Raw genomic sequence first — 22,579 nt, forward strand, 5'->3', positions numbered from 1 at the left:
GCTTATCGACGTCCCTTCTTGTCATCCTTGACGTGACCCTTAAAGGTCTTGGTTGGTGCAAACTCGCCCAGCTTGTGGCCGACCATGGAGTCCTCGATGAAAACCGGCACGTGCTTGCGGCCGTCGTGGACGGCGAAGGTGTGACCGATGAAATCGGGGAGAATGGTCGAGCGGCGAGACCAGGTCTTGATGACCTGCTTGGTGCCTGCATCGTTCTGAGCATCCACCTTGTTGAGGAGGTGCTCATCGACGAACGGGCCCTTCTTAAGGCTGCGTGGCATTGTTTACCTCCTCTTAGCGCTTCTTGTTCGGGCGACGACGGCGCACGATCATGTTGTTGGAGTAACGGTTCGGGTTGCGGGTGCGACCCTCCTTGTGGCCCCATGGGGACACAGGGTGGCGACCACCCGAGGTCTTACCCTCACCACCACCGTGTGGGTGGTCAACCGGGTTCATTACGACACCGCGGACGGTCGGGCGAACGCCCTTCCAACGCATACGGCCGGCCTTGCCCCAGCGGATGTTCATCTGCTCGGCATTGCCAACCTCACCAACGGTGGCGCGGCAGCGGATATCCACACGGCGGATTTCGGAAGACGGCATACGCAGAACTGCGTACTTGCCTTCCTTACCCAGCAGCTGAATGGAAGCACCAGCGGAGCGAGCCAGCTTAGCGCCAGCACCCGGCTTGAGCTCAACAGCGTGGATGGTAGAACCGGTCGGGATATTACGCAGAGGCAGGTTGTTGCCAACCTTGATATCTGCATTCGGGCCGGACTCTACGATGGTGCCCTGCTTCAGACCCTTAGGGGCGATGATGTAGCGCTTTTCGCCATCAACGTAGTGAAGCAGTGCAATGTTTGCGGTGCGGTTCGGGTCGTACTCGATGTGAGCGACCTTTGCCGGGATGCCGTCCTTGTCGTTACGACGGAAGTCGATCAGACGGTAACGGCGCTTGTGGCCACCGCCGATATGGCGGGTGGTGATGCGGCCGTAGTTGTTACGGCCACCAGTCTTGCTCAGCGGGCGCAGCAGGGACTTCTCCGGAGTAGAACGAGTGATCTCGTCAAACTCAGAAACGGAGGATGCGCGGCGACCCGGAGTTGTCGGCTTGTACTTACGAATAGCCATAATTCTTCCTTTTCCTTTCGGCTCTCCGGTGACGCTTAAGCGCCGCCGCCGAAGACGTCGATGGAGTCGCTGCCTTCACGGAGCGTCACATATGCACGCTTGGTGGACTTACGCTGGCCGTAACCGGTGCGGGTGCGCTTACGCTTGCCTGCACGGTTCACGGTGTTCACGGAGTCGACCTTGACGTCAAAGATCTGCTCTACGGCATCTTTAATCTGGGACTTATTGGAGTCCGTGGAGACGTAGAACGTGTACACGTTCTGCTCCATCAGACCGTAGGACTTCTCGGATACAACCGGGGCGATGATGATATCGCGTGGGTTAGAAATCTTAGCCATTAGTTCTCCTCCTTATCCGCGCCGGTTGCGCGGTTGATGAAGGTGTGTAGCGCCTCAACGGAGAACACAACGTCATCGGAGTAGAGAACGTCGTAGGTGTTGAGCTGGCCAGCGTCCAGGATCTGAACGTTAGGCAGGTTATTAGCGCTACGACGAGCGTTGATGTCCTCGCGGCCGATGACCAGGAGCACGTTCTTGCGCTCGGTCAGGGACTCGAGGAAGGCCTTAGCCGACTTGGTGGACGGCTTCTGGCCCGGTACGAGCTCTTCGATGACGTGGATGCGCTCGTTGCGAGCACGGTCAGACAGTGCACCGAAGAGAGCAGCCTTGATCATCTTCTTAGGGGTGCGCTGTGCGTAGTCGCGCGGCTGTGGGCCATGGACGGTGCCGCCACCGGTGTAATGCGGTGCGCGGATTGAGCCCTGGCGTGCACGGCCGGTGCCCTTCTGACGGAAAGGCTTGCGACCACCACCGCGGACATCGCCGCGGGTCTTGGTTGCGTGGGTGCCCTGGCGTGCAGCAGCAAGCTGAGCGTTAACAACCTGGTGCATCAGAGCAATGGATGCCTCGGTGTCAAAGATTTCAGCAGGCAGGTCTACAGAGCCGTTGGTCTTACCCTCGGAAGTGTGGACGTCTAGCTTGAGGTTGCTCATGCGTGTGCACCGCCCTTCACTGCGGTCTTAACGGTGACGAGGCCGCCGCGCGCACCAGGGATAGCACCCTTGATGAGCAGCAGGTTGGACTCGGCATCGATTTTCTGAATCTTCAGGTTCTGGGTGGTCACGCGGTCCTGGCCCATACGGCCAGCCATGCGCTTGCCCTTGAAGACGCGGCCCGGGGTAGCAGCGCCGCCGATGCCACCAACGCGGCGGTGAGCGGCCTGGTTACCGTGAGCTGCGCCCTGGCCTGCGAAGCCGTGGCGCTTCATGGCACCAGCGTAGCCGTGGCCCTTGGTCTTGCCGGTGACGTCAACGAAGGTGATGCCCTCGAAGATGTCAACCTTGACCTCTTGGCCAACCTCATAAGCAGAGGTGTCGTCCATGCGGATTTCCGCAACGTGACGGCGTGGGGTTACGCCAGCCTTCTTGAAGTGACCACCAACCGGCTTATTTGCCTTGCGTGGGTCGATTTCGCCAAAGGCGATCTGGATGGCGCTGTAGCCATCGGTTTCGGGGGTGCGAATCTGGGTGACAACGCATGGCCCTGCCTCGACGACGGTAACCGGTACAACGCGGTTGTCCTCGTCGAAGACCTGGGTCATGCCGAGCTTCTTGCCCAGAATGCCCTTGATCTCGTTTTCACTCATTATTTGTTCTCCACCAAAGTCGCTTACTGGATGTTCACGTCGACGCTTGCCGGAAGATCGATGCGCATAAGAGCATCAACGGTCTTCGGGGTTGGGTCGAGAATGTCGATCAGGCGCTTGTGAGTGCGCATCTCGAAGTGCTCGCGAGAGTCCTTGTACTTGTGCGGAGAACGAATAACTGCGTATACGTTCTTCTCGGTTGGGAGCGGCACTGGGCCGACTACACGAGCACCGGTACGGGTAACGGTCTCGACGATCTTCTTTGCAGAAGCGTCGATAGCCTCGTGGTCATAGGCCTTCAGCCGAATGCGGATTTTTTGTCCCGCCACGCTTATCCTCTTCCTCGCTTCCCCACTTTCACATTCCCGGCGTTTCCGGGGCGTGAAGCGGTGGGAAATTGCTTCTCGATTTCTCTATAACGTTGTCCGGGCTTGGGGGCCTGACACAACGCCAGTGGTCTGACTGTCATGACGACCAAGAGTTGCGGTACATGGCAAGCGCCAGAACGCAGTGCTCTCGACGGGGTACAAGACCCGTGGTCAAAGTATTGTGAAGAGGACGGTTTTCACGCATTACACGTGGAGAGTGTCCAATTCGTCTACTGCCGCTGTTTATTTGCCATGCCCCTTCTCCGGTCCATCTTCTCGGGGTGTCACTGCTCTAACGCGGACCTAGCCCGATCGGATGACCTTCCAGTCAATGTTTCAAGTTCCCCTGAAACATGGCGACAACGAAGGTGTCATGTTCGCTTTACCAGCTCAGCGTCTCCCCGAGACTGCGCTTGACGACGTCCGTCGCTCGCACCACATCTCGGTTCTCGCTGCCCTGTTAAAGCAACCTTTGTATTTAAGCATGTTGGGCTGCGGTTTTTCAAGCCGCGTATTAAACCGTGCCAAAAATCACGTTTTGGAAAATTTTGTTGCCTCGCACCCCACACTCGGCTGAGAAGTATCTAAACTCGGAGGCAATGGCTGTGGACTCTTTGTCCTGCCTAGATAGTTGAATATCGCGTTCATGCATTACCCAATAAAGAAAGGCTCACTCGCCCATGTCTGAAAACAAGACCCCTGCACAAAACTCTGACAACCAGGTTCCCGCTTCCGAGGAGCGCGAGGTCAATAACAACCTGGAAACCCAGTACGGCACCACCACCATCGATGATGTCGTGGTCTCCAAGATTGCCGGCATCGCAGCCCGCGAGGTTTCCGGCGTGGATTCCCTGGGTGGCGGCGGCGCCCGCATGATCGGCAATATTCGCGAGTCTTTCGGTGCTTCCGAGGACGTCCGCCAGGGCGTAGACGTAGAGGTAGCAGAAGGCTCCGCCCGCATCGAGATTGCAATTACGGCTGAGTACGGCGTGGCCATCCACGAGCTCGCTGAGGCTATCCGCCGCAACATCATGAATGCTGTAGAGCGCATGACTGGCCTGAGTGTCGAGCGCGTCAACGTTGTTGTTCACGATGTCAAGCTGCCGAAAGATGAGTCCGAGTCTGAAGACCAGGCTGCTTTGAACCAGGGTCAGGCCTAAGCCCAATGCCTGAGCCCCGAGCACATTTCGAGCTCGAGGTAAGCCACGCCCACGCTATTGCACAGGCCGTCACGAAGGTCCGCGGCGTCGCTGCACTCGACGGCGGTTCGTTCAGTTCGGTGAGTTTGTACCTCCCAGGCGAGCGCATCGTCGGTATGCGGCGACCCAATCCGCGCGACGATCGCCACCTGCAGATCAACATCCGCGTCGATATCAGCGCGGCGCCGGACCTTTATGCCTTGGCAGAAGACATCCGGTCCGCCGCACGAGGGGCATGTCCCGAACTGCAGCGCATTGACGTTGAGTTTTCTGACGCCGTGGATGGCTTATCCGCTGCTCCATCGAAGGAATAGATATGAAAAATTACACCACTTTGGGCATCATTTCCGGCCTTATTCTTGCCTTCTTTTTGCACCTAGGTTGGGGTCCGACCCTGCTCGCCGTACTCCTTGCTGCCATTGGCGGAATCGTGGGAGCACACTTTGATGGCCGTATCGATCTCACCTCGGTGTGGAATGGCCTCATCGGTAAGGAGAAAGGCCAAGGTTAATGACAGATAGTTCCACTCAGGGCCACACGCGTATCTCGCTGCGGACCATGGAACGCATCGTTACCGCCGCGATCGCTAGCGTCCCCGGCACCAAGGCCATAGAGGCCAAGCTAGCGGGCATCGGCGGCCGCGGTTTTCCACGGGTCTCGGTCCAAATGGACTCGGAGCGCGAGGTAGCGGCCGTCAACGCCACTATCGGCGTAGTGTGGCCCTCGCCGGTTACTACGGTGGCGGAGCATACCCGCGCCGCCATTTCAGAAGCCATCGCGGCACATACCGGTTATTCCACTACACGCGTTAATGTCACCGTTGGCGGTTCCGTTCCGGGCAATCGGGTAACAGCGGCAGAAGTGGAGCAGCGCCAGGTTGCTGCTGCCGTCGCGCCGCACATCACGCCCTCGCCGGTCTGGCAGCCGGTCACTGCCGAGTCGGTCAACGTACGCAGCATTGCCACACCGCAGAAAACACCGGTGCGCAGCGTCACTGCCCCGGACTCCGACATCGCGGTGCGGTCCGTAAACACTCCGCGCGAGGCTGAGGTACGCAGTGTCTCTGCTGATCTCCCTGACCACCACCTGCGCGAAATCTCTTCCCCAGGTGAACATGCGCTGCGGCCTCTCAAAGAGCCTAAGCCGGTACACGTTCACAGCGTGGCGGCACCGCGCCCAGCCAAGCTGGTCCCCAGCGGACAGGTTCGCCCGCTGTCGCGAAAAGTACAGGTATCAGCTCCTCGGCCGCAGCCGCTGCGTGATATCGAGATCCGCCACGAGTGGACACCGCGCCGCGTGCAGACCCCTAAGTCCGTTCCTGCGCGAAAGGTACAAGCCCCTCGACCACAAGCACTCAAACGTATTGAGGTCACCCCGGCCAACCCTCGCCCACTGCACGTGGATGTGCCACGGCCGGAGCCGTTGCGCGCCATTTCCATAAACCCCTACCGCCCACAAGGAGGCAACCATGGCTGAACAGCACATGCCTGAACACTTTGGGCAGCAGCCGAAGGCGTCTCCAGCGGCGCGATCGTGGGCTGTGATTCTAGGGCTGCTTCTGATCGCCGCGGGCATCGTCGGCGTGCGCGAGACGTGGCTTGTAGGTTCTGGTTCCGATGCCCAATCGTGGGTACAGCCAGTACTTAACCTCATCGCCACTGAACAGCTGCAGACCTGGATGATTTGGGCCGGTGTCGCATCCATCATCGTCGGCCTTATCTTCCTATTTGCAACGCTAAAGACGCGCCGCACAACGCACCTGCAGCTGGCTTCCGATACCGCGTCCATGTGGATGCGGCCGGTAGATATCGCTCGCCTATCTTCGGCGACTGCTCGCCGCGTGCCGGGCGTTGCCTCCGCACAGACCTCAGCGGATAAAAAGACCGCTAAGGTCACCGTCAATGGTGATACCGACGATGCCGAGCTGCAGGGCCGAGTAGAGACCGCGGTTACGCAGTGCCTGGCGCACTTAAAGAATCCGCCACAGGTCACCGTAGCTGTAGAAAAGATTCCGGAGTTGGATAACAATGTCTAGAAAACTTGCTACTTTTGACCGTATCCTGCTCGGCCTGCTGGGAATAATCCTCATCGCTTTGGGCGTGTGGCCCATCCTTATCCACTTCAATGTGGAGTTTGCCAAGTACTTAGCCCTGTGGGTGGACCACGATGCGTGGAAGACGTTGGCGGACAATGACTGGTGGGTCTGGGCGCTGGCCGGTGGTTCCGCACTACTGCTTATCGTAGGCCTGTGGCTCGTGGTAGCTAACCTGCGCCACCGTCGCTTTAATAACGTGGAGTCTGCATCGTCTAATGACAAGGGATCTATCACGACGTCGATGAACGCTATTGCCGGTGCTGTGGCCCAGGATCTGGATGGAATTAAGGGCGTCGAGCACGTGGAGCGGCTCGTGGCTTATGACCGTGCCCGCCCTACCCTGCAGTACACGGTCACGGCCAATCCGGATACCCCGGTGGAGCGCCTTACTGGCGCCGTGGAGACCAATGAACGCGATTTCCGCGCGGCTTTCCCGGACGCGGATTTGGACACCATTTATAAACTGCAATTCAGCAAGGTTGGGCCTCTGAAGGACCTATCCGAATAGCGGGTTCGGGGTCTCTGCCACTAGGACCTCTTCAATGGCCCCCAAACGGGCCGATTCGCCGCCCCCGAGGATCACTTCCAGTTCCTCTCCGGGGCGGCATTTTTCTATTCGCTGCCAAGAATAATCCTGGCGAGTAACGCGGCGATTTTCCTTGGCAAATAGGTGTAACCCATGGTCAAGAACGCCAATGGCCCCGGAGAAGCGAAGAACAAAGACGAAATCGCCTAACTCCTGTCGCTTCAGGCCCTTGAGGTCTGGGCACGTAGTGCTCAACCGCATGAGGCTGGTAACCACGCCAAAGCGGTGCTCGAAGCCTTCTGTATCACGAATGGTAAAAGGCCGGCCGGGCCCGGTTGGGCGAATGGAATCATATGCCCATACCACGGGTTGAGCTTGTGGACGGCGCACGATGACGTGGGTGGGGGTGGCGGTAATGCGGTTAGTGGGGGCGTCGGCAAGCACCAGCCACTCCCCTTCCGCAATGCGTCCGTTATCCAAGGGCAGAAGCGGTGGATGCACGGCCGCTTGTCGCTGCAACTCCGCTACCAGCTCCGCATCGCTCGCACCCCAACCGATGCCCCGATTAGCCAGCATGGCAAAGAAGGTGGCGAGGCTGAGGTCGGGTTGGCCTTCCCAGGCGCGACGGAGGGACTCAAGAGTGGGATCGATGCGGGTGGGGTCATCCATATCCGCCAAGACTACCCAGCGCCGGCGACAGGCAAGCGGTCGGGGCGCGGGCGAAGATATTCACCCCCGAGTTAATTTCATTCAATTAAATAAATACTATAAGTGTTCAACAATCGAGAACGCCATATCCCCTGTTCATCGGCGCTTTATTGCACTATTTTCCCACCTCGCCACCTCCGCCAATACCTATCACGTTAAAGGGGATTTATATCACGGGGCTAATTCGATTGTGCCCCGCGCAACAGCTTATTAAATTGGTCACATACAACGATTCGCTCGTTGGAACCACATTTACATCCCGTTTCCTGCTTAACCACGCACGGAGAATCTCTATGACTAAATATCTGATCAAAAAGACCTTGGGCTGGTTACTCATGATCTTTTTGGCTACCAACCTCGCCTATCTCTTGGCGGCCAACTTCCTGGACCCACGGTCCAATTACATCGGCCGCCGCCCGCCGCTTTCGGCGGAGGAAATCAATAACCTTCTTGAGCCCTATAACCTCAGCCCCGATACCCCGCTAGTGCAACGCTGGTGGACGTGGCTGACCAATATCCTCACCAAATGGGACTGGGGCCAATCTCCAGTGGGCGAGGTGGTGAACTCAGAAATTAGCTACCGCATCTGGGTCTCCGCGCAGCTCCTCTTGCTTTCTACTATTTTGTCCATCCTCATCGGCGTGGCCGTGGGTGTTTATACTGCTTCGCGCCAGTACAAGACCGGCGACCGCATCTGGCAGGGCATTTCCATCATCGCAATGAATACCCACGTGGTGGTCGCTTCTATCGCTGTGGTGTGGGGCGCGCTCAAAATCAACGAGCTCACCGGAAAGAAAATTTTCTATGTCGTCGGCTCCCACTCGCTGGATGTGGAAGGCTTCTTCCCCCAGCTAATGGACTCCGCGCAGCACTTGGTTCTTCCCACTATTTCGCTGGTTTTCATTAGCTACGCCAGCTATCACATGACCCAGCGCACCTTGCTGCTGGATAACTTGGATGCAGACTATGTACGCACCGCTCGCGCAAAGGGATTGACCCGCCAGCAAGCCATTCGCAAGCACGCGCTGCGCACCTCCATCATTCCAGTAGCTACCTCGGTAGCCTTTTCCATTCCGGGTATTTTCACCGGTGCGGTGATGACTGAACGCATCTTTGGCTGGAACGGCATGGGCCAGTACTTCATCGAAACCATTAGCAAGAACGACGTCAACGGTGCAGCAGCCGTCGCCGCCTTTGGCGCCGCCATGACAGCCATTTCCGCGGTATTGGCGGACGTGGTCGTCGTTGCGCTTGATCCACGAGTGAGGGTGAGTTAAATGACCCCATCTAAAGACCGCAACTATTTCAAGCAGGAACCGCGCGGGGAAATCACCGCGCACAGCGAGGTCGCAACGGGGGACCCCTTCTCCCCGGCCGAGGCCGAGCAAGTAGCCACCTTAGAGCAGATGCCGCGTGGCACTTCGCGTTACAAGCTCTACCTGCGCCGCTTCTTCCGCAATAAGCTCGCTACCCTAGGCCTTATCATCCTGGTCTTTTTGATGCTGGCAGCCCTCTTCGGCGGCTTCTTTGCCAAGTGGGACTACACCGAACCGGACTTCCTCGCCCTGTCGGAGCCGCCGAGCCCCGAGCACTGGTTCGGCACGAATGATACCGGCAATGACCTCTACGCCCAGACCATTCACGGCTTAGGGAGGTCGCTAACCATCGCCATCGTGGTATCACTGGCCACCTTGGTCATCTCCGCTTTTGTCGGATCGGCCGCGGCCCTGTGGGGCGGAGTAGCCGAAAAGGCGGTGCTGGCGGTCATCCACTTTTTGCTGTCCATCCCTACCTTCTTGCTCATTGCGCTGGTGGTAGCGGATTCTGGTGGCGACTGGAAGCTACTCATCGTAGTCCTCATTGTCTTTGGCTGGATGTACCAGGCCCGCGTGATTTGGTCTTTGGCACTTACGGTGCGCGAGCAAGACTATGTCCGCGCAGCTAACTACATGGGTGTTTCCAAGTTGCGGACCATCGTGCGCCACGTCATCCCAAATATTGGCTCGCTTCTTATCATCCAATTCGTCTTCGGCGTGGTGGGCACCGTGGGCTCCGAGACGGCCCTGTCCTTCCTGGGCTTGGGCGTCAAGCTTCCCGACGTCTCCCTTGGCACCCTCCTGCAGGGCGGCACCGCCGCTGTGCAGTCCTCCCCGTGGCTGTTCTACTTCCCTGCCGCAACCCTGACCTTGCTCACCGTGTCTATGGCCTTCATCGGTGATGGCCTGCGCGATGCGCTCGACCCCAACTCGAATTCCGGAGGCAAAGCATGACCTCGCCTGTCTTGTCCGTTAAAGACCTGCACGTTAACTTCCCGTCCGAGGCCGGATCCGTCTCCGCGGTCCGCGGCGTAGATTTTGATCTCTACCCTGGCCGCACACTCGGCATCGTGGGTGAATCCGGATCCGGTAAATCAGTAACCTCCATGTCCATCATGGGCCTGCTGCCGGACTATGCAAAGATCACCGGATCCGTGAAATTCGAAGGCCGCGAGCTGCTCGGCCTGAGCGATAAGCAGATGTCTGAGATCCGCGGCAACGGCATTGGAATGATCTTCCAAGACCCGCTCTCCGCGCTCACCCCGGTTTTCGATATTGGATCGCAGTTAGTGGAAGCAATCCAGGCCCATAGGGACGTCGGCAAAAAGCAGGCGCTCAAAGAGGCTACGGAGTTGCTCGATCTCGTGGGCATCCCCGATCCGCACCTGCGGTTGAAGTCCTTCCCACACGAGTTCTCGGGCGGCATGCGCCAGCGCGTGGTTATTGCCATTGCGATTGCGAATAATCCGCGCGTGCTCATCGCGGATGAGCCCACGACCGCATTGGATGTGACCATTCAGGCGCAGATCCTGGACGTCATCAAGCTCGCGCAGCGCGAAACCGGCGCCGCAACCATCATGATCACCCACGACATGGGCGTGGTGGCAGAAACGGCCGATGATGTCATGGTCATGTACGCCGGCCGCCCCGTGGAGCGCGGCGATGTGGATACCATCTTCTCCCAGCCCCGCATGCCCTATACCGTGGGCCTGCTCGGCTCCACGCCGCGCCCTGACGTATCGGCCGAAGAACCGCTCACTCCCATCGTGGGCAGCCCACCAGTGCTGGTCGATCTCAAGCAGCGCTGCCAATTTGCCCCGCGCTGCCCCGTGGCGCAACCCGCCTGCTCCGAAGGCGAGCCACCGCTGAGCCTGCTGGACGATGCCCCGGGCCACGAGAGCGCCTGCCTGCGCGCACCCGAAATCCGCGACCGCAAAATCGGCGGCGATCTCATGTTCAAACCGCCACAGCTGGCCGATGATGTCATGGCTGGTATACCCCGCGATGAGCGCCCCACCACCCTAGAAGTCACGGATCTGCGCAAAGAATTCCCGCTCACCAAGGGCGCACTGGTCAAGCGCCGCGTCGGAACGGTCAAGGCAGTAGACGGTCTCACCTTTGATATCCGCAAGGGTGAATGCATGGCCATCGTGGGCGAATCCGGCTGCGGCAAGACCACCACCCTGCTGGAAATCATGGATCTCAAACCCGAACATGGCGCTGTAGTGCTCAACGGGAAAGACGCGGCCGGGATGAGCAACTCCGAGCGCCGCGCGGCCCGCAAGGACATCCAAATTGTCTTCCAGGACCCGATGAGCTCGCTTAACCCGCGTCTTACGGTTCGCGAGGTCATTGCCGAACCTCTCAATTCCCTCGGCTTTGATGGCGACGTGGACGCCCGCATCAATGAGCTCATGGGCCTGGTCGGCCTTGATTCCTCCCAGCTTGACCGCTTTCCTAGCCACTTCTCCGGCGGGCAGCGCCAGCGCATCGGCCTTGCCCGCGCGCTGGCTACCAACCCCTCGGTTTTGGTGTTGGACGAACCCGTCTCCGCGCTCGATGTCTCCATCCAGGCTGGTGTCATCAACTTGCTTGAAGATCTGAAGAGAAGGCTGGGGCTGTCCTACCTCTTCGTGGCCCATGATCTTTCGGTGGTGCGCCACCTCTCCGATAGGTTGGCCGTCATGTATAAGGGCCAATTTGTGGAATCCGGGCCGACCGACGAGGTCTTCGAAAACCCCCAAGCGGATTACACCAAGAAGCTACTGGAAGCTATTCCGATTCCAGATCCGGAGGCCGCCCGCAGGCGACGCAACCCCGATCCGGCCGATACATCCCCAATTTCACGAAAGTGACCCGCCGCACAGCAACCGTTCTATATAGTTGACCTCACACCTAGAAGGATGTGGCGGCTGCCCCGCTTCCACATCTTTCACTTTCCTCTCACTCAAGGAGAACCCGATTATGCACAAGTTCACTCGCTTCCGGATCGCTACCGTAGCCACCCTTTCCGCCGCAGCCCTCGCGCTCACCGGCTGTGCCGCCAACTCGGGCGGAGGCTCTAATAAGGCCGTAGGCGGCCTCGACATCGAGGTCAATCCAGCCGGCGACTATAACGAAAAATCCCGCGACGAGCTCAAGGACGACGGTGAACTCACCCTCCCCATCGGCGAACTGACCGAGCAGCAAAACACCTTCCATGCCAATATGGTCACCGATACCCGCACGGTATGGGGTTGGTACAACCCACAGCTGGCACTTTACGACGGCGAGGGAAACTACACCCCAAACCCCGACTACATCGACGAGGCCAAGGAAGACAAGAAGGGCAAGAACACCGTCGTCACCTACAAGATCAACAAAGACGCCACCTTCAACGACGGCACGCCCATCGATTGGAAGGCCTTTGAGAATACCTGGCGTTTTAACAACGGCAAGGACGAGGACGTCCAGGTAAACTCCACCGACGGCTACGAGCGCATCACCTCCGTGGAAAAGGGAGCTACCGACAAGGACGTGGTCATCACCTTCGATGGCCCCTACCCGTGGTGGCAGGGTCTTTTCAATCAACTGCTCCACCCCGCTATTGATAGCCCAGAGAAGTTTGACAAGGCCTACCTGGGCAAACTGAACCCGCAGTACGGCGCTGGCCCATTCAAGGTGGACAATGTGGACTTTAAGGGTGGCACCCTTAGCCTCGTGCCGAACGAAAAGTGGTGGGGCGATAAGCCAAAGATGAAGAAGGTAAGCTTCCGCGTCATGGAATCCCAGGCCACCATCAACGCCTTCCAGGCCGGGGAAATCGACGCGGCTGGCGTGGCCGATAAGAACAGCCTCACCATTGCCGGTGAAATGGGCGAGGACATCGATATCCGCGCAGCATTGCGCCCTGCCAATGTCATCCTCACCCTCAATTCCAAGGCGCCACAGCTCAAGGATGAGGATGTGCGCCACGCCGTCTTCTCCGCCATCGACCGCGATCAGCTGGCCGAGATCCGCTATAACGGCCTGGGCTATGAAGAAGAGATGCCGGGCTCGCTTACCCTCTACTCCACCCAGGAGGGCTACAAGGACAATATCAAGGACGTCATCAAGTTCGACCCCGAGCAATCCAAGAAGCTGCTCGAGGATGCCGGATATCAACAAGGTGATGACGGAATCTTTGCTAAAGACGGCGAAAAACTATCCCTGCGCTATATCCTCATCGGCGACGATGAGGTATCCAAGTCCCTTGCCGCCGCACTTCAAAAGATGCTCAAGGACGTCGGCGTTGACCTCAAGATTGAAGAGCGCCCTTCTGCTGAGTTCTCGAAGGTAACCTCTGAGCGAGACTTCGACCTCTTCCTGTCCGCCATTGCTTCCTCCGATCCATTTGGAGTCGCCTACTTTGGCCAGTACTACGCCAGCGATTCCACACTAAATATGTCCAGCACTGGCACCAAGGAATTTGATAAGAAGATTGAAGAGCTGCAGAAGCTTCCTTCCCAGGACGAACAAATCGACCGCGTCAATGAGCTCGAATCGGAGGCCTTCGGCCACTACGGTATCCTCCCCTTCGCCAACGGTCCGCAAATGGTCGGCGTAAAGAAGGGTCTGGCCAACTACGGTGCCAACGGCTTCGCCATCCTCCCCAAGGAAGACATCGGCTGGGAAAAGTAGCAACTCCCTGCACACCTAAAAGCGCAATGCGCTGAAGCCTCCCGCAGCATCAATCAAACAGGATGCAGCGGGAGGCCTCTTTTATAGGCCAGCACCGCCCGGCCAAGGCAGCAACGGCTATTGCCGACGCTCGTGCATCGCGGAGAAAGTGGGTTAAGGATCAAAAAATCCGCCCCACCGAAAGTGAAGCGGATTTTTTATAGCTCTACTGAGCGGTTACTGGGTATCGACTAGTCGATAACCTTGGTAACGCGGCCAGCGCCGACGGTGCGGGAGCCCTCGCGGATAGCGAAGCGCAGGCCCTCGTCCATAGCGACCGGCTGAATGAGCTCAACGGACATCTCAACGTTGTCGCCAGGCATAACCATCTCGGTGCCCTCTGGCAGGTGAACAACACCGGTAACGTCCGTGGTACGGAAGTAGAACTGCGGACGGTAGTTGTTCATGAACGGGGTGTGGCGGCCGCCCTCTTCCTTCTTCAGGACGTAGACGGAACCCTCGAACTTGGTGTGCGGGGTGTAAGCGCCCGGCTTGATAACAACCTGGCCACGCTCAACGTCCTCACGCTTGGTACCACGCAGAAGCAGACCACAGTTGTCGCCAGCCTCGGTGTAGTCCATCATCTTGCGGAACATCTCGATACCGGTAACGGTGGTGGTCTGGGACTTCTCCTGGATACCGATGATCTCAACGTCCTCGTTGACGTTCAGACGGCCACGCTCAACACGGCCGGTAACAACGGTGCCGCGGCCGGTAATGGTGAAGATGTCCTCGATAGGCATCAGGAACGGCTGGTCGGTAGCGCGCTCCGGATCCGGGATAGCGTTGTCGCAGGCTTCCATCAGTTCAACGACGGACTGTACCCACTTGTCATCGCCCTCGAGAGCCTTCAGAGCGGAGATGTGAACGATAGGAGCTTCCTCATCGTAGTCCTGCTCTGCGAGCAGCTCACGGATCTCCATCTCAACGAGCTCGATGATTTCCTCATCATCAACCATGTCGCACTTGTTCAGTGCAACGAGGATGTAAGGAACGCCAACCTGGCGAGCAAGCAGAACGTGCTCGCGGGTCTGCGGCATCGGGCCATCGGTTGCAGCAACAACCAGGATAGCGCCGTCCATCTGAGCAGCGCCGGTAATCATGTTCTTGATGTAGTCGGCGTGGCCCGGAGCGTCAACGTGTGCGTAGTGGCGCTTCGGGGTGGAGTACTCAACGTGGGAGATGTTGATGGTAATACCGCGCTCCTTCTCCTCAGGAGCCTTGTCGATCATGTCGAACGCGAATGCCTGGTTCTCCTCAGGGTACTGGTCAGCCAGAACCTTGGTGATCGCTGCGGTGGTGGTGGTCTTGCCGTGGTCGACGTGTCCGATGGTGCCGATGTTCACATGCGGCTTCGTACGCTCGAACTTCTCCTTTGCCACTGTATGTCCTCCTGGACTATATGGTGGCTACGACCTTCGCAGCCACGTGGTTGACAGTTGTCATTGGCACCCGACCCACAGTATGTGGGGCAAAGCGCTAATGACGCTTTCTTTACGTGCCAGTTACACGATCCTAGATTTATGCCACGGTTTTTTCAAACCGCCGTTATAGGAGGTAACCCCGCGAAATATCGCGGCCATTTCCCTCGACAAGAATCTTCTAAAAAGGATCCTGGGAGGGTAACGGCCGGCTCAATTCACAACCTAGATGGTTAAGCTGCAAACTCAGCCCGCCGCTACCCTGGCCCAGTTGTCCCGCTCCGCGGCGGGTCTGGCATCTACTGGCGAAGATTACCAGCCCGGACAAACCGCGGGTGGAGCGGGGCTACTGCTTAGTTAGCGCTGCCGGTGCGCTCCTCGATGATCTCCTGTGCAACGGAGGATGGAACCTCTGCATAGGAATCGAAGACCATGGTGAAGTTTGCGCGGCCAGCGGTGGAAGAACGCAGGTCACCGATGTAACCGAACATCTCGGACAGCGGCACCTTAGCCTTAACGACCTTCGCGCCGGAACGGTCCTCCATAGCGAAGACCTGGCCACGACGGGAGGAGATGTCACCGTTAACGGTGCCCATGTACTCCTCAGGGGTGACAACCTCAACGGCCATCATCGGCTCCAGCAGAACTGGCTTTGCCTTGGCCATTGCTTCCTTGAAGACCTGGGAGCCGGCCAGCTTGAAGGCCATCTCGGAGGAGTCGACGTCGTGGTAAGCGCCGTCTTCCAGGGTGGCCTTGATGTTAACCATCGGGAAGCCTGCCAGGTAGCCGTACTGCATTGCGTCCTGGATACCAGCGTCAACGGAAGGAATGTATTCCTTCGGAACGCGGCCACCGGTGACGGCATTCTCGAATGCGTAAGTTGCGGACTCGCCCTCTTCCAAGGTCTCTGGGTCCGGGTTGTACGGCTCGATGGTGCAGATAACCTTTGCGAACTGACCGGAACCACCGGTCTGCTTCTTGTGGGTATACTCCATGGACTCAACCTTCTTACGGATGGTCTCACGGTAAGCAACCTGCGGGTTACCGATGTTCGCCTCAACCTTGAACTCGCGCTTCATGCGGTCAACAAGAACGTCGAGGTGGAGCTCGCCCATGCCGCCGATAACGGTCTGGCCGGTCTCCTCATCCAGCTCGACGGTGAAGGTTGGGTCCTCAGCTGCGAGCTTCTGGATAGCGGTACCCAGCTTCTCCTGGTCAGCCTTGGTCTTCGGCTCGATGGAAACTTTGATAACCGGATCCGGGAAGTCCATGGACTCGAGGATGATCTGGTTATCCTTGTCACACAGGGTGTCACCGGTGGTGGTCTCTTTCAGACCGATAACAGCATAAATGTTACCGGCGTCTGCCTGCTCAACAGGGTTTTCCTTGTTGGCGTGCATCTGGAAGAGCTTACCGATGCGCTCCTTCTTGCCCTTGGTGGAGTTCATAACCTCGGTACCCGGGGTGACCTGGCCGGAGTAGACGCGGGTGAAGGTGAGCTGGCCAAAGAATGGGTGAGCAGCAATCTTGAATGCCAGTGCGGAGAACGGGGACTCAACGGAAGGCTTACGGGTAAGCTCCTTGTCCTCGTTTCCTACCTCGTGGCCGATAACCTCGCCGACGTCCAGCGGGCTTGGCAGGAAGTCAACCACAGCGTCGAGCAGTGGCTGCACGCCCTTGTTGCGGTAGGCGGTACCGCAATAAACCGGGTAGACCTCGGAGTTGATGGTGAGCTTACGGATGCCGGCCTTGAGCTCGTCAATGGTCAGCTCCTCGCCGCCGAAGTACTTCTCCATGAGCTCTTCGTCGGACTCAGCAACGGTCTCAACCAGCTTCTCGCGGTATTCTTCCGCCTTGTCCTTGAGGTCCTCTGGGATTTCCTCGTAGGTAGGCTCAGCGCCGGTCTCGACCTTGCCACGCCAGGTGATTGCCTGCATATTCAGCAGGTCGACAACGCCGTCGAAGTCATCCTCAGCGCCGATAGGCAGCTGCATAACCAGCGGCTTAGCGCCCAAGCGGTCAATGATGGTCTGAACGGTGAAGTAGAAGTCAGCGCCCAGCTTGTCCATCTTGTTAACGAAGCAGATACGCGGAACATCGTACTTAGCAGCCTGACGCCACACCTGCTCGGACTGCGGCTCAACGCCTTCCTTACCGTCGAAGACTGCGACGGCGCCGTCAAGAACACGCAGGGAACGCTCAACCTCAACGGTGAAGTCAACGTGACCCGGGGTGTCGATGATGTTGATCTGGTTGTTATTCCAGAAGCAGGTCACGGCAGCGGAGGTAATGGTGATGCCGCGTTCCTTCTCCTGCTCCATCCAGTCAGTAGTGGACGCACCGTCGTGGGTCTCGCCCACCTTACGGTTGATACCGGTGTAGAAGAGAATACGCTCGGTGGTGGTCGTCTTACCAGCATCGATGTGGGCCATGATGCCGATGTTGCGGACCTTGTTCAGATCCTTAAGCACTTCTTGTGCCACGTTTATACCCCAACTTAATAGTCGTCGACGCCGTGACCAGGTTTCTGGCTATGACGCCTGCATGGATAAGGTCATGTATATTTTTGCCACTATTTGGCCGTCCTCGGGGCATCCTGCCCCTAGACTTCCATCGCTTCAGTGTACTGGACACTCCACGATGCCGCTGGACCGGGCGGGCATACCGCCCAGAAATCACACCCATTAGGGCAAAAAATGACCCAAGCAAGAGATATGTAGTTTTGTGTCGCCGCCGGAGAAAACCTGCCGGCAGCCAGCGCGAAACTTTCTTCTCGTTGCTTGGGCCATTGAAATGAGTGCTGAAATTACCAGCGGTAGTGAGCGAAGGCTCGGTTAGCCTCAGCCATCTTGTGAGTATCCTCACGACGCTTAACGGAAGCGCCGAGGCCGTTGGAGGCATCCAGAATCTCGTTTGCGAGACGCTCAATCATGGAGTTCTCGCGACGCTGGCGGGTGAAGGTCACCATCCAGCGCAGTGCCAGGGTGTTTGCACGGTCAGGGCGAACCTCAACCGGCACCTGGTAGGTAGCGCCACCGACACGGCGGGAGCGAACCTCAAGGTCTGGGCGGATATTGCCCAGTGCCTTCTCCAGGGTGCCAACCGGATCGGTACCGGTCTTCTCGCGGCAAGCCTCGAGAGCGCCATAGACGATACGCTCTGCGGTGGACTTCTTGCCGTCCTGGAGGATCTTGTTGACGAGCATGGTTACCTGCTCGGAGTTGTATACCGGGTCCTTGACTACAGGACGCTTCGGAGCAGCATTCTTACGCATTGTTTATTACTGTCCCTTCTTTGCGCCGTAACGGGAACGTGCCTGCTTACGGTCCTTGACACCCTGGGTATCCAGAGCGCCGCGGATGATCTTGTAACGAACACCAGGAAGGTCCTTCACACGGCCGCCGCGAACGAGGACCATGGAGTGCTCCTGCAGGTTGTGGCCCTCGCCCGGAATGTAGGCGGAAACCTCAATACCGGTGGTCAGGCGAACACGAGCAACCTTACGCAGTGCGGAGTTCGGCTTCTTAGGAGTGGTGGTGTACACGCGGGTGCATACACCGCGACGCTGCGGGGAACCCTTCAGCGCAGCGGTGGAAACCTCTTTACGCTTATCGTGGCGGCCCTTGCGGACCAGCTGCTGAATAGTTGGCATTTAACAGTCTTTCTGTCGAATTGCACCAATACCGAAGGAAAAGAACCAAACATGCAAAAATGGGCGCTCTTTCCCGGGGCGCTGCCGCATGTCCAGAACTCTTCCCAAGGTCGGTGCCTTGTTAAGGATCAGACTCTTCACCGCGCGCCAGCAAGGCACGCATAGTGAACTGCCGTTTAGACTAGCAAACCGATCACGCTTTATACAAAACGCGATCGGCACCTTCTTCCTGCTAGGACCATTCCCAAACTAAATCAGCCTCAGCAGCCTTGGTGGCAAAGTAGTCCTTTTCCTGTGCTTCCCAGGTTTCAAACCACTGCTCGTAGTCGGGCTCGCGGGCGATGGCGCGTTCGCGGCGTTGGTCCCGGGGGCCGTCGATAAGCACGCTAACTACCGTTCCCCTCTCCTTTGCGGCTGCGATATTGGCCGGGGTTACGGAGCCCACCCCTTCCACGATGAGATCATCGCGCACGTCGAGGCTAGCCCAGTCTCCAGGGCTGTCCGCCTCCCAATCCCAGCGCCAATAGCCGGGATTCATGGTGCGCAATACCTGTTCTGCCACCATGTCAGAGCCCTTGTCCAGGCCGTGCCAGCCGGGGTAGAACTCATCGAGGTGTACCACGCGCCAGTTGGTGCGCTCGGCCAGCGCGGCGGAAGTCCAGGTTTTTCCGGCACCCGAAGGGCCGTCGATAAGCACGGTCACTGGCTTGAAGGCACGCTTTCTGGCTGCCGCCAGCTTGACGACGTCCTCTAAAAGGCGCTCTTGTTGGCTATCAAAGTCCATGGTCGCTCAATCACTGCTTTCGCGGTTTATAGGCCGAAGAATCTCCAGGCCCCAGTGAGTACCGAAACTACCACCGGTACAAAAGCGAGGACAGTACCTATGGCCATAATCCACCCATCGCGGGCGTGCAGCCGGGAGGAACGCGCCCATGTGCGTGCCCCTCCTCCGGGTGGGGTGCGCCCAAATCCGCGCGCCTCCATGGCCGTCGCCAGCTTGCCACCGCGGCGCAGCGCGATGACCAATAGCCCGAAGGACATCGTAAGCAGGTGCTTCAGCTTGCCGACGTCGGTCAGCCCCCTCGCCCTGCGCGCCATCCCCAGCGACTGCCAATCGGATTGAAAGAGCGTCATCATGCGCACACCGGCCACTGCACCAATGACAAAGCGCGATGGTAGCTTCAGGATCTGCGAGAGGGCATCACCCAGCTCCGTAGGGTCGATATCACGGGCGAGCACCACCATGGGCAAAGCCACGGCGAAGACGCGCAGCGTAATAGCGATTGCCAGGGTGAGGGAATTTTCGGTGACATGAATAAGCCACCAGTGGAAGTATTCGGTGCCGCTGGGCTCACCATAAAGCAGCATGGAAACGCCGGAAATCGGGGCAACCAAGAAAAGGAACCACCCGGCTTTAAAGACCCTCGCCCACGATACCCCACATAACGGGGCGAAAATCAGGGTGAGCGCCAATGATACCGCTGCCGAAACCCAGTCAATAGATGCCAAAATGGGAGTGACCCAGATAAACATCATAAACACTCGTGTCAGCGGATTGGCTTCGCGCAAAAGGTTAGGCACTATCCACCTCCACATGATGATCCCCTAAAGCCTGGATAAACAAAGGATCGTGGGTGATGGAGGCAACGGTGGTGCCACCATCGGCTAGCTCGCGTAGCAAACGCACCAGCTCCACAAAGGTCTGCGGGTCCTGTCCAAAAGTAGGCTCGTCAAGAAGTACTACCTCAGGTGACGTTACCAACGCAGTAGCTACCGAAAGGCGGCGCTTCTCGCCTCCAGAAAGCGTGAAGGGATTAGCCTCCAAAAGGTGCTCCAGGCGCAGGGAATCCACCAATTGGGCTATGCGCTCTTCTGGCGGTTTTACTCGCATGACCTTTGGCGCGACGCGCAGCTCTTCCGCTACGGTGCGCGAAACGAACTGGTGCTCCGGGTTTTGGAATACGAATCCAATGCGGTCTGCCAGCTCTCGAGACTTCCACCGAATCGGTGGCCCCTTCACGCCACGGCGCACATAGTCTGCCACTCCGATCTCGCCGGAGATGGCCGGCAGCAAGCCCGCCATGGTCATCAACCATGTCGATTTTCCTGCACCATTAGGACCTGTAATCACAGTCGAAGCGCCCGCCGGCAGAGAAATCGTGCGCGGTGGGCCGAAGCGAGTAACCAAATCCTTAGTCCAGAGCGCAGCGTCTCCTTCCCTAGCTGCGCCATCACCCAACTCGCGCGCCTGCGGGAGCTCTTCGACACGGCGGCGTCGTGCTATCTGCTCAAAGGGACCATCGGCCACGATGCGCCCATGCGCAAGCTCCACGGCACGGTCCAGCACTCCTTCCCAGGCCGTATGTTGGTGCTCTATCACCACGAGGGTAGCCCCAGTCTCTTCTACCAGTGCAGAAACGGCGCGAACCACATCGCGTGCGCCGGCAGGGTCAAGATTGGCAGTGGGTTCATCGAGCAGCACCACACCGGCACCCATAGCGATTACCCCCGCTAAAGCAAGGCGTTGCTTTTGCCCACCAGACAGGCGCTCGGTGGGAAAATCCATATCCACGAACGGGCCGACCAGATCCTTGGCCGCGGCTACGCGGCGCCAAATCTCTTCCCTCGGATACGCTAGGTTCTCGCAGCCGAAGGCAATATCGTCTCCCACCCGAGCTGAGATAACCTGCGAATCTGGGTCTTGCAACACCAGCCCTACGGGAATGGAATGTCCCGGTTCCTCCACCGCGCCGGTGGAATCTTCCAAAAGGATCTCTCCGGCGCGGGTTCCCTCTTCATCGGAGCCCAGCACCCCGGCTATAGCAGCCAAGAATGTGGACTTGCCGGATCCAGAGTCGCCGCAAAGCAATACCCGCTCGCCTGGCTCAATAACCAAGTCAATATCAGCTAACGCTGGCTGGGTGCGCCCGGCATGCGTCCAGCCAAAACCGCGGGCGGTAATTTTTGTGGGCCTTCCCGCCAGAGTGAAAAAGTCAGTCACAGTGCCCATACGCCCTAAGCGCGCTGTTCACGGCCTGCGGCGAAACGATCCAAAGCACCTGTCTTCGCTAGCGCCTTCACCACGAAAAAGCCCAAAGCACCGGCGAGGATAGCACCGGAGATAGTCAGCGTAACCAAATAAATCATTTGGAACTCGAAGGAGCGAGCCAAGTTACCGGAAAGGAATAGCTCGAGAATAAAAGCACCCCAGCCAGCCGCCATGCCGGCTAATACCGAAACTCCAAAGCCAAACCTGCGGTACAGGAAGATAGCCAGGATGATTTCCACGCCTAGCCCTTGTGCCAAGCCGGAATACAGGGTTTCAATGCCCCACTGGGAACCCAGCACTGCGGACACAGTGGCCGCTAGGACCTCAACGTATACAGCTGCACCTGGCTTGCGGATGATAAGGCCACCCAGCACGCCACCAATGAGCCAAATACCGGTGGCTATACCGCCCAAGCCCGGGGTAATAGCATCCATAGCTTGGAACCAGGCATAGCCCACTGCGTTCCAACCCAAGAATACGAAGCCGCAAGCTACACCCAGAACAGATGCAACCACGATATCGACCACGCGCCAATTCAAACTGCGCTTCGGGGCAGCGGACGCACGTGTAGTAGACATAATTTTCCTCCCTCTCGCCGGCATTATCCGGATCAGGTTCTACGGTTCACCGCGCATGTGGCGGCATCTCAGCCAGTCTCGGCTACACAATGGCAGCTGACAAGCACCCGTGATGTGTGCATTTTTCAACTACTTAGGCAGCGCTCCCCTAAAGGCGCCTTGCCAAAAGCTGCATTCATACTAGCAGAGCAGTT

General features: G+C 58.2%; 25 protein-coding genes. 10 read left to right on the top strand and 15 right to left on the bottom strand.

Translation table 11 applies throughout. The features are described 5' to 3' along the window. Positions 1-2 precede the first annotated feature (2 nt). From rpsS to rpsJ, 6 genes are read right to left on the bottom strand one after another with little or no spacing between them, the layout of a single operon-like run. The gene (gene rpsS, locus I6I12_RS10915) at positions 3-281 is read right to left on the bottom strand and encodes a 30S ribosomal protein S19 (RefSeq protein ID WP_005276936.1); all 279 of its coding nucleotides are present in this window, start codon (positions 279-281) and stop codon (positions 3-5) included. Positions 282-294: 13 nt separating this feature from the next. Beyond that, a complete protein-coding gene (gene rplB / locus I6I12_RS10920) occupies positions 295-1,131 on the bottom strand; it encodes a 50S ribosomal protein L2 (RefSeq protein ID WP_023020551.1) in 837 nt (278 codons plus the stop codon). 35 nt (positions 1,132-1,166) lie between these two features. After that, on the bottom strand, positions 1,167-1,469 hold the full coding sequence (gene rplW, locus I6I12_RS10925; RefSeq protein WP_023020550.1) for a 50S ribosomal protein L23: 303 nt from the start codon (positions 1,467-1,469) through the stop codon (positions 1,167-1,169). Further along, positions 1,469-2,122, bottom strand: coding sequence for a 50S ribosomal protein L4 (gene rplD, locus I6I12_RS10930; protein WP_005322847.1), 654 nt, complete (start codon positions 2,120-2,122; stop codon positions 1,469-1,471). Before rplD ends, rplW begins: the two co-directional genes overlap by 1 nt. Next, complete coding sequence (rplC, locus tag I6I12_RS10935; protein WP_023020549.1) at positions 2,119-2,775, bottom strand: 50S ribosomal protein L3; 657 nt, start codon at positions 2,773-2,775, stop codon at positions 2,119-2,121. Before rplC ends, rplD begins: the two co-directional genes overlap by 4 nt. Positions 2,776-2,798: 23 nt before the next feature. Next, a complete protein-coding gene (gene rpsJ / locus I6I12_RS10940; RefSeq protein ID WP_003848085.1) occupies positions 2,799-3,104 on the bottom strand; it encodes a 30S ribosomal protein S10 in 306 nt (101 codons plus the stop codon). 719 nt (positions 3,105-3,823) lie between these two features. On the opposite strand from rpsJ, the gene I6I12_RS10945 reads away from it, so the two are divergent. Genes I6I12_RS10945 through amaP form a run of 6 tightly spaced genes read left to right on the top strand, consistent with a single transcriptional unit; the run spans position 3,824 to position 6,945 of the window. Continuing rightward, positions 3,824-4,303: an Asp23/Gls24 family envelope stress response protein gene (locus tag I6I12_RS10945; protein ID WP_023020548.1), complete on the top strand. Its 480-nt coding sequence runs from the start codon at positions 3,824-3,826 to the stop codon at positions 4,301-4,303. 5 nt (positions 4,304-4,308) lie between these two features. Next, on the top strand, positions 4,309-4,656 hold the full coding sequence (locus I6I12_RS10950) for a hypothetical protein (protein ID WP_023020547.1): 348 nt from the start codon (positions 4,309-4,311) through the stop codon (positions 4,654-4,656). Between the two features lie 2 nt (positions 4,657-4,658). Further along, the gene (locus I6I12_RS10955; RefSeq protein ID WP_023020546.1) at positions 4,659-4,853 is read left to right on the top strand and encodes a DUF2273 domain-containing protein; all 195 of its coding nucleotides are present in this window, start codon (positions 4,659-4,661) and stop codon (positions 4,851-4,853) included. Next, complete coding sequence (locus I6I12_RS10960) at positions 4,853-5,818, top strand: Asp23/Gls24 family envelope stress response protein (RefSeq protein ID WP_023020545.1); 966 nt, start codon at positions 4,853-4,855, stop codon at positions 5,816-5,818. The genes I6I12_RS10955 and I6I12_RS10960 overlap by 1 nt, the downstream gene beginning before the upstream one ends. Next, positions 5,811-6,377 carry a DUF6286 domain-containing protein gene (locus tag I6I12_RS10965; RefSeq protein ID WP_023020544.1) on the top strand — a complete coding sequence of 189 codons (567 nt, stop codon included), beginning with the start codon at positions 5,811-5,813 and terminating at the stop codon, positions 6,375-6,377. Before I6I12_RS10960 ends, I6I12_RS10965 begins: the two co-directional genes overlap by 8 nt. Then, complete coding sequence (gene amaP / locus I6I12_RS10970; RefSeq protein ID WP_023020543.1) at positions 6,370-6,945, top strand: alkaline shock response membrane anchor protein AmaP; 576 nt, start codon at positions 6,370-6,372, stop codon at positions 6,943-6,945. The genes I6I12_RS10965 and amaP overlap by 8 nt, the downstream gene beginning before the upstream one ends. Here the strand turns inward: amaP and I6I12_RS10975 are convergent. Beyond that, positions 6,934-7,632, bottom strand: a complete 699-nt coding sequence (locus I6I12_RS10975; protein WP_023020542.1) for a hypothetical protein — start codon at positions 7,630-7,632, stop codon at positions 6,934-6,936. The genes amaP and I6I12_RS10975 overlap by 12 nt on opposite strands. Positions 7,633-7,964: 332 nt before the next feature. Between I6I12_RS10975 and I6I12_RS10980 the strand changes: the two genes are divergently transcribed. The 4 genes from I6I12_RS10980 to I6I12_RS10995 all read left to right on the top strand — a co-directional run bounded on the left by I6I12_RS10980 (position 7,965) and on the right by I6I12_RS10995 (position 13,646). Next, positions 7,965-8,948 carry an ABC transporter permease gene (locus I6I12_RS10980; protein WP_200288273.1) on the top strand — a complete coding sequence of 328 codons (984 nt, stop codon included), beginning with the start codon at positions 7,965-7,967 and terminating at the stop codon, positions 8,946-8,948. Continuing rightward, positions 8,949-9,941, top strand: a complete 993-nt coding sequence (locus tag I6I12_RS10985) for an ABC transporter permease (protein ID WP_200288274.1) — start codon at positions 8,949-8,951, stop codon at positions 9,939-9,941. Beyond that, entirely contained in the window at positions 9,938-11,842 is a 1,905-nt protein-coding gene (locus tag I6I12_RS10990; RefSeq protein ID WP_200288275.1) for a dipeptide ABC transporter ATP-binding protein, read from the top strand. The genes I6I12_RS10985 and I6I12_RS10990 overlap by 4 nt, the downstream gene beginning before the upstream one ends. 109 nt (positions 11,843-11,951) lie before the next feature. Continuing rightward, a complete protein-coding gene (locus I6I12_RS10995; RefSeq protein ID WP_200288276.1) occupies positions 11,952-13,646 on the top strand; it encodes an ABC transporter family substrate-binding protein in 1,695 nt (564 codons plus the stop codon). A gap of 230 nt (positions 13,647-13,876) precedes the next feature. Here the strand turns inward: I6I12_RS10995 and tuf are convergent, their stop codons facing one another. The 8 genes from tuf to I6I12_RS11035 all read right to left on the bottom strand — a co-directional run bounded on the left by tuf (position 13,877) and on the right by I6I12_RS11035 (position 22,385). After that, entirely contained in the window at positions 13,877-15,067 is a 1,191-nt protein-coding gene (gene tuf / locus I6I12_RS11000) for an elongation factor Tu (RefSeq protein WP_023020538.1), read from the bottom strand. A gap of 392 nt (positions 15,068-15,459) precedes the next feature. After that, positions 15,460-17,589, bottom strand: a complete 2,130-nt coding sequence (gene fusA / locus I6I12_RS11005; RefSeq protein WP_023020537.1) for an elongation factor G — start codon at positions 17,587-17,589, stop codon at positions 15,460-15,462. A 323-nt stretch (positions 17,590-17,912) separates the two neighbouring features. Next, a complete protein-coding gene (gene rpsG / locus I6I12_RS11010; RefSeq protein WP_005322865.1) occupies positions 17,913-18,380 on the bottom strand; it encodes a 30S ribosomal protein S7 in 468 nt (155 codons plus the stop codon). Between the two features lie 6 nt (positions 18,381-18,386). Further along, entirely contained in the window at positions 18,387-18,758 is a 372-nt protein-coding gene (rpsL, locus tag I6I12_RS11015) for a 30S ribosomal protein S12 (protein ID WP_005322866.1), read from the bottom strand. Between the two features lie 232 nt (positions 18,759-18,990). After that, the gene (locus tag I6I12_RS11020; protein ID WP_023027806.1) at positions 18,991-19,542 is read right to left on the bottom strand and encodes a nucleoside/nucleotide kinase family protein; all 552 of its coding nucleotides are present in this window, start codon (positions 19,540-19,542) and stop codon (positions 18,991-18,993) included. A 26-nt stretch (positions 19,543-19,568) separates the two neighbouring features. Further along, the gene (locus I6I12_RS11025; protein WP_200288277.1) at positions 19,569-20,339 is read right to left on the bottom strand and encodes an energy-coupling factor transporter transmembrane component T family protein; all 771 of its coding nucleotides are present in this window, start codon (positions 20,337-20,339) and stop codon (positions 19,569-19,571) included. Next, positions 20,332-21,759, bottom strand: coding sequence for an ABC transporter ATP-binding protein (locus tag I6I12_RS11030; protein ID WP_234288130.1), 1,428 nt, complete (start codon positions 21,757-21,759; stop codon positions 20,332-20,334). Before I6I12_RS11030 ends, I6I12_RS11025 begins: the two co-directional genes overlap by 8 nt. Positions 21,760-21,773: 14 nt before the next feature. Further along, positions 21,774-22,385: an ECF transporter S component gene (locus I6I12_RS11035; RefSeq protein WP_200288279.1), complete on the bottom strand. Its 612-nt coding sequence runs from the start codon at positions 22,383-22,385 to the stop codon at positions 21,774-21,776. Positions 22,386-22,579 lie beyond the last annotated feature (194 nt).

The organism is Corynebacterium kefirresidentii (assembly GCF_016599755.1).
Lineage (GTDB): Bacteria > Actinomycetota > Actinomycetes > Mycobacteriales > Mycobacteriaceae > Corynebacterium > Corynebacterium kefirresidentii.

What these genes read in the sequence shown, in the direction of transcription:
- I6I12_RS11035 (WP_200288279.1), bottom strand. Translation starts at nt 22,385, where the DNA reads ATGTCTACTACACGTGCGTCCGCTGCCCCGAAGCGCAGTTTGAATTGG.
- I6I12_RS10975 (WP_023020542.1), bottom strand. Translation starts at nt 7,632, where the DNA reads ATGGATGACCCCACCCGCATCGATCCCACTCTTGAGTCCCTCCGTCGC.
- I6I12_RS10990 (WP_200288275.1), top strand. Translation starts at nt 9,938, where the DNA reads ATGACCTCGCCTGTCTTGTCCGTTAAAGACCTGCACGTTAACTTCCCG.
- rpsS (WP_005276936.1), bottom strand. Translation starts at nt 281, where the DNA reads ATGCCACGCAGCCTTAAGAAGGGCCCGTTCGTCGATGAGCACCTCCTC.
- rplB (WP_023020551.1), bottom strand. Translation starts at nt 1,131, where the DNA reads ATGGCTATTCGTAAGTACAAGCCGACAACTCCGGGTCGCCGCGCATCC.
- I6I12_RS10955 (WP_023020546.1), top strand. Translation starts at nt 4,659, where the DNA reads ATGAAAAATTACACCACTTTGGGCATCATTTCCGGCCTTATTCTTGCC.
- I6I12_RS11020 (WP_023027806.1), bottom strand. Translation starts at nt 19,542, where the DNA reads ATGGACTTTGATAGCCAACAAGAGCGCCTTTTAGAGGACGTCGTCAAG.
- rplD (WP_005322847.1), bottom strand. Translation starts at nt 2,122, where the DNA reads ATGAGCAACCTCAAGCTAGACGTCCACACTTCCGAGGGTAAGACCAAC.
- rpsL (WP_005322866.1), bottom strand. Translation starts at nt 18,758, where the DNA reads ATGCCAACTATTCAGCAGCTGGTCCGCAAGGGCCGCCACGATAAGCGT.
- I6I12_RS10960 (WP_023020545.1), top strand. Translation starts at nt 4,853, where the DNA reads ATGACAGATAGTTCCACTCAGGGCCACACGCGTATCTCGCTGCGGACC.
- amaP (WP_023020543.1), top strand. Translation starts at nt 6,370, where the DNA reads ATGTCTAGAAAACTTGCTACTTTTGACCGTATCCTGCTCGGCCTGCTG.
- rpsG (WP_005322865.1), bottom strand. Translation starts at nt 18,380, where the DNA reads ATGCGTAAGAATGCTGCTCCGAAGCGTCCTGTAGTCAAGGACCCGGTA.
- I6I12_RS10980 (WP_200288273.1), top strand. Translation starts at nt 7,965, where the DNA reads ATGACTAAATATCTGATCAAAAAGACCTTGGGCTGGTTACTCATGATC.
- rplC (WP_023020549.1), bottom strand. Translation starts at nt 2,775, where the DNA reads ATGAGTGAAAACGAGATCAAGGGCATTCTGGGCAAGAAGCTCGGCATG.
- rplW (WP_023020550.1), bottom strand. Translation starts at nt 1,469, where the DNA reads ATGGCTAAGATTTCTAACCCACGCGATATCATCATCGCCCCGGTTGTA.
- I6I12_RS10985 (WP_200288274.1), top strand. Translation starts at nt 8,949, where the DNA reads ATGACCCCATCTAAAGACCGCAACTATTTCAAGCAGGAACCGCGCGGG.
- I6I12_RS10950 (WP_023020547.1), top strand. Translation starts at nt 4,309, where the DNA reads ATGCCTGAGCCCCGAGCACATTTCGAGCTCGAGGTAAGCCACGCCCAC.
- I6I12_RS10965 (WP_023020544.1), top strand. Translation starts at nt 5,811, where the DNA reads ATGGCTGAACAGCACATGCCTGAACACTTTGGGCAGCAGCCGAAGGCG.
- I6I12_RS10995 (WP_200288276.1), top strand. Translation starts at nt 11,952, where the DNA reads ATGCACAAGTTCACTCGCTTCCGGATCGCTACCGTAGCCACCCTTTCC.
- I6I12_RS10945 (WP_023020548.1), top strand. Translation starts at nt 3,824, where the DNA reads ATGTCTGAAAACAAGACCCCTGCACAAAACTCTGACAACCAGGTTCCC.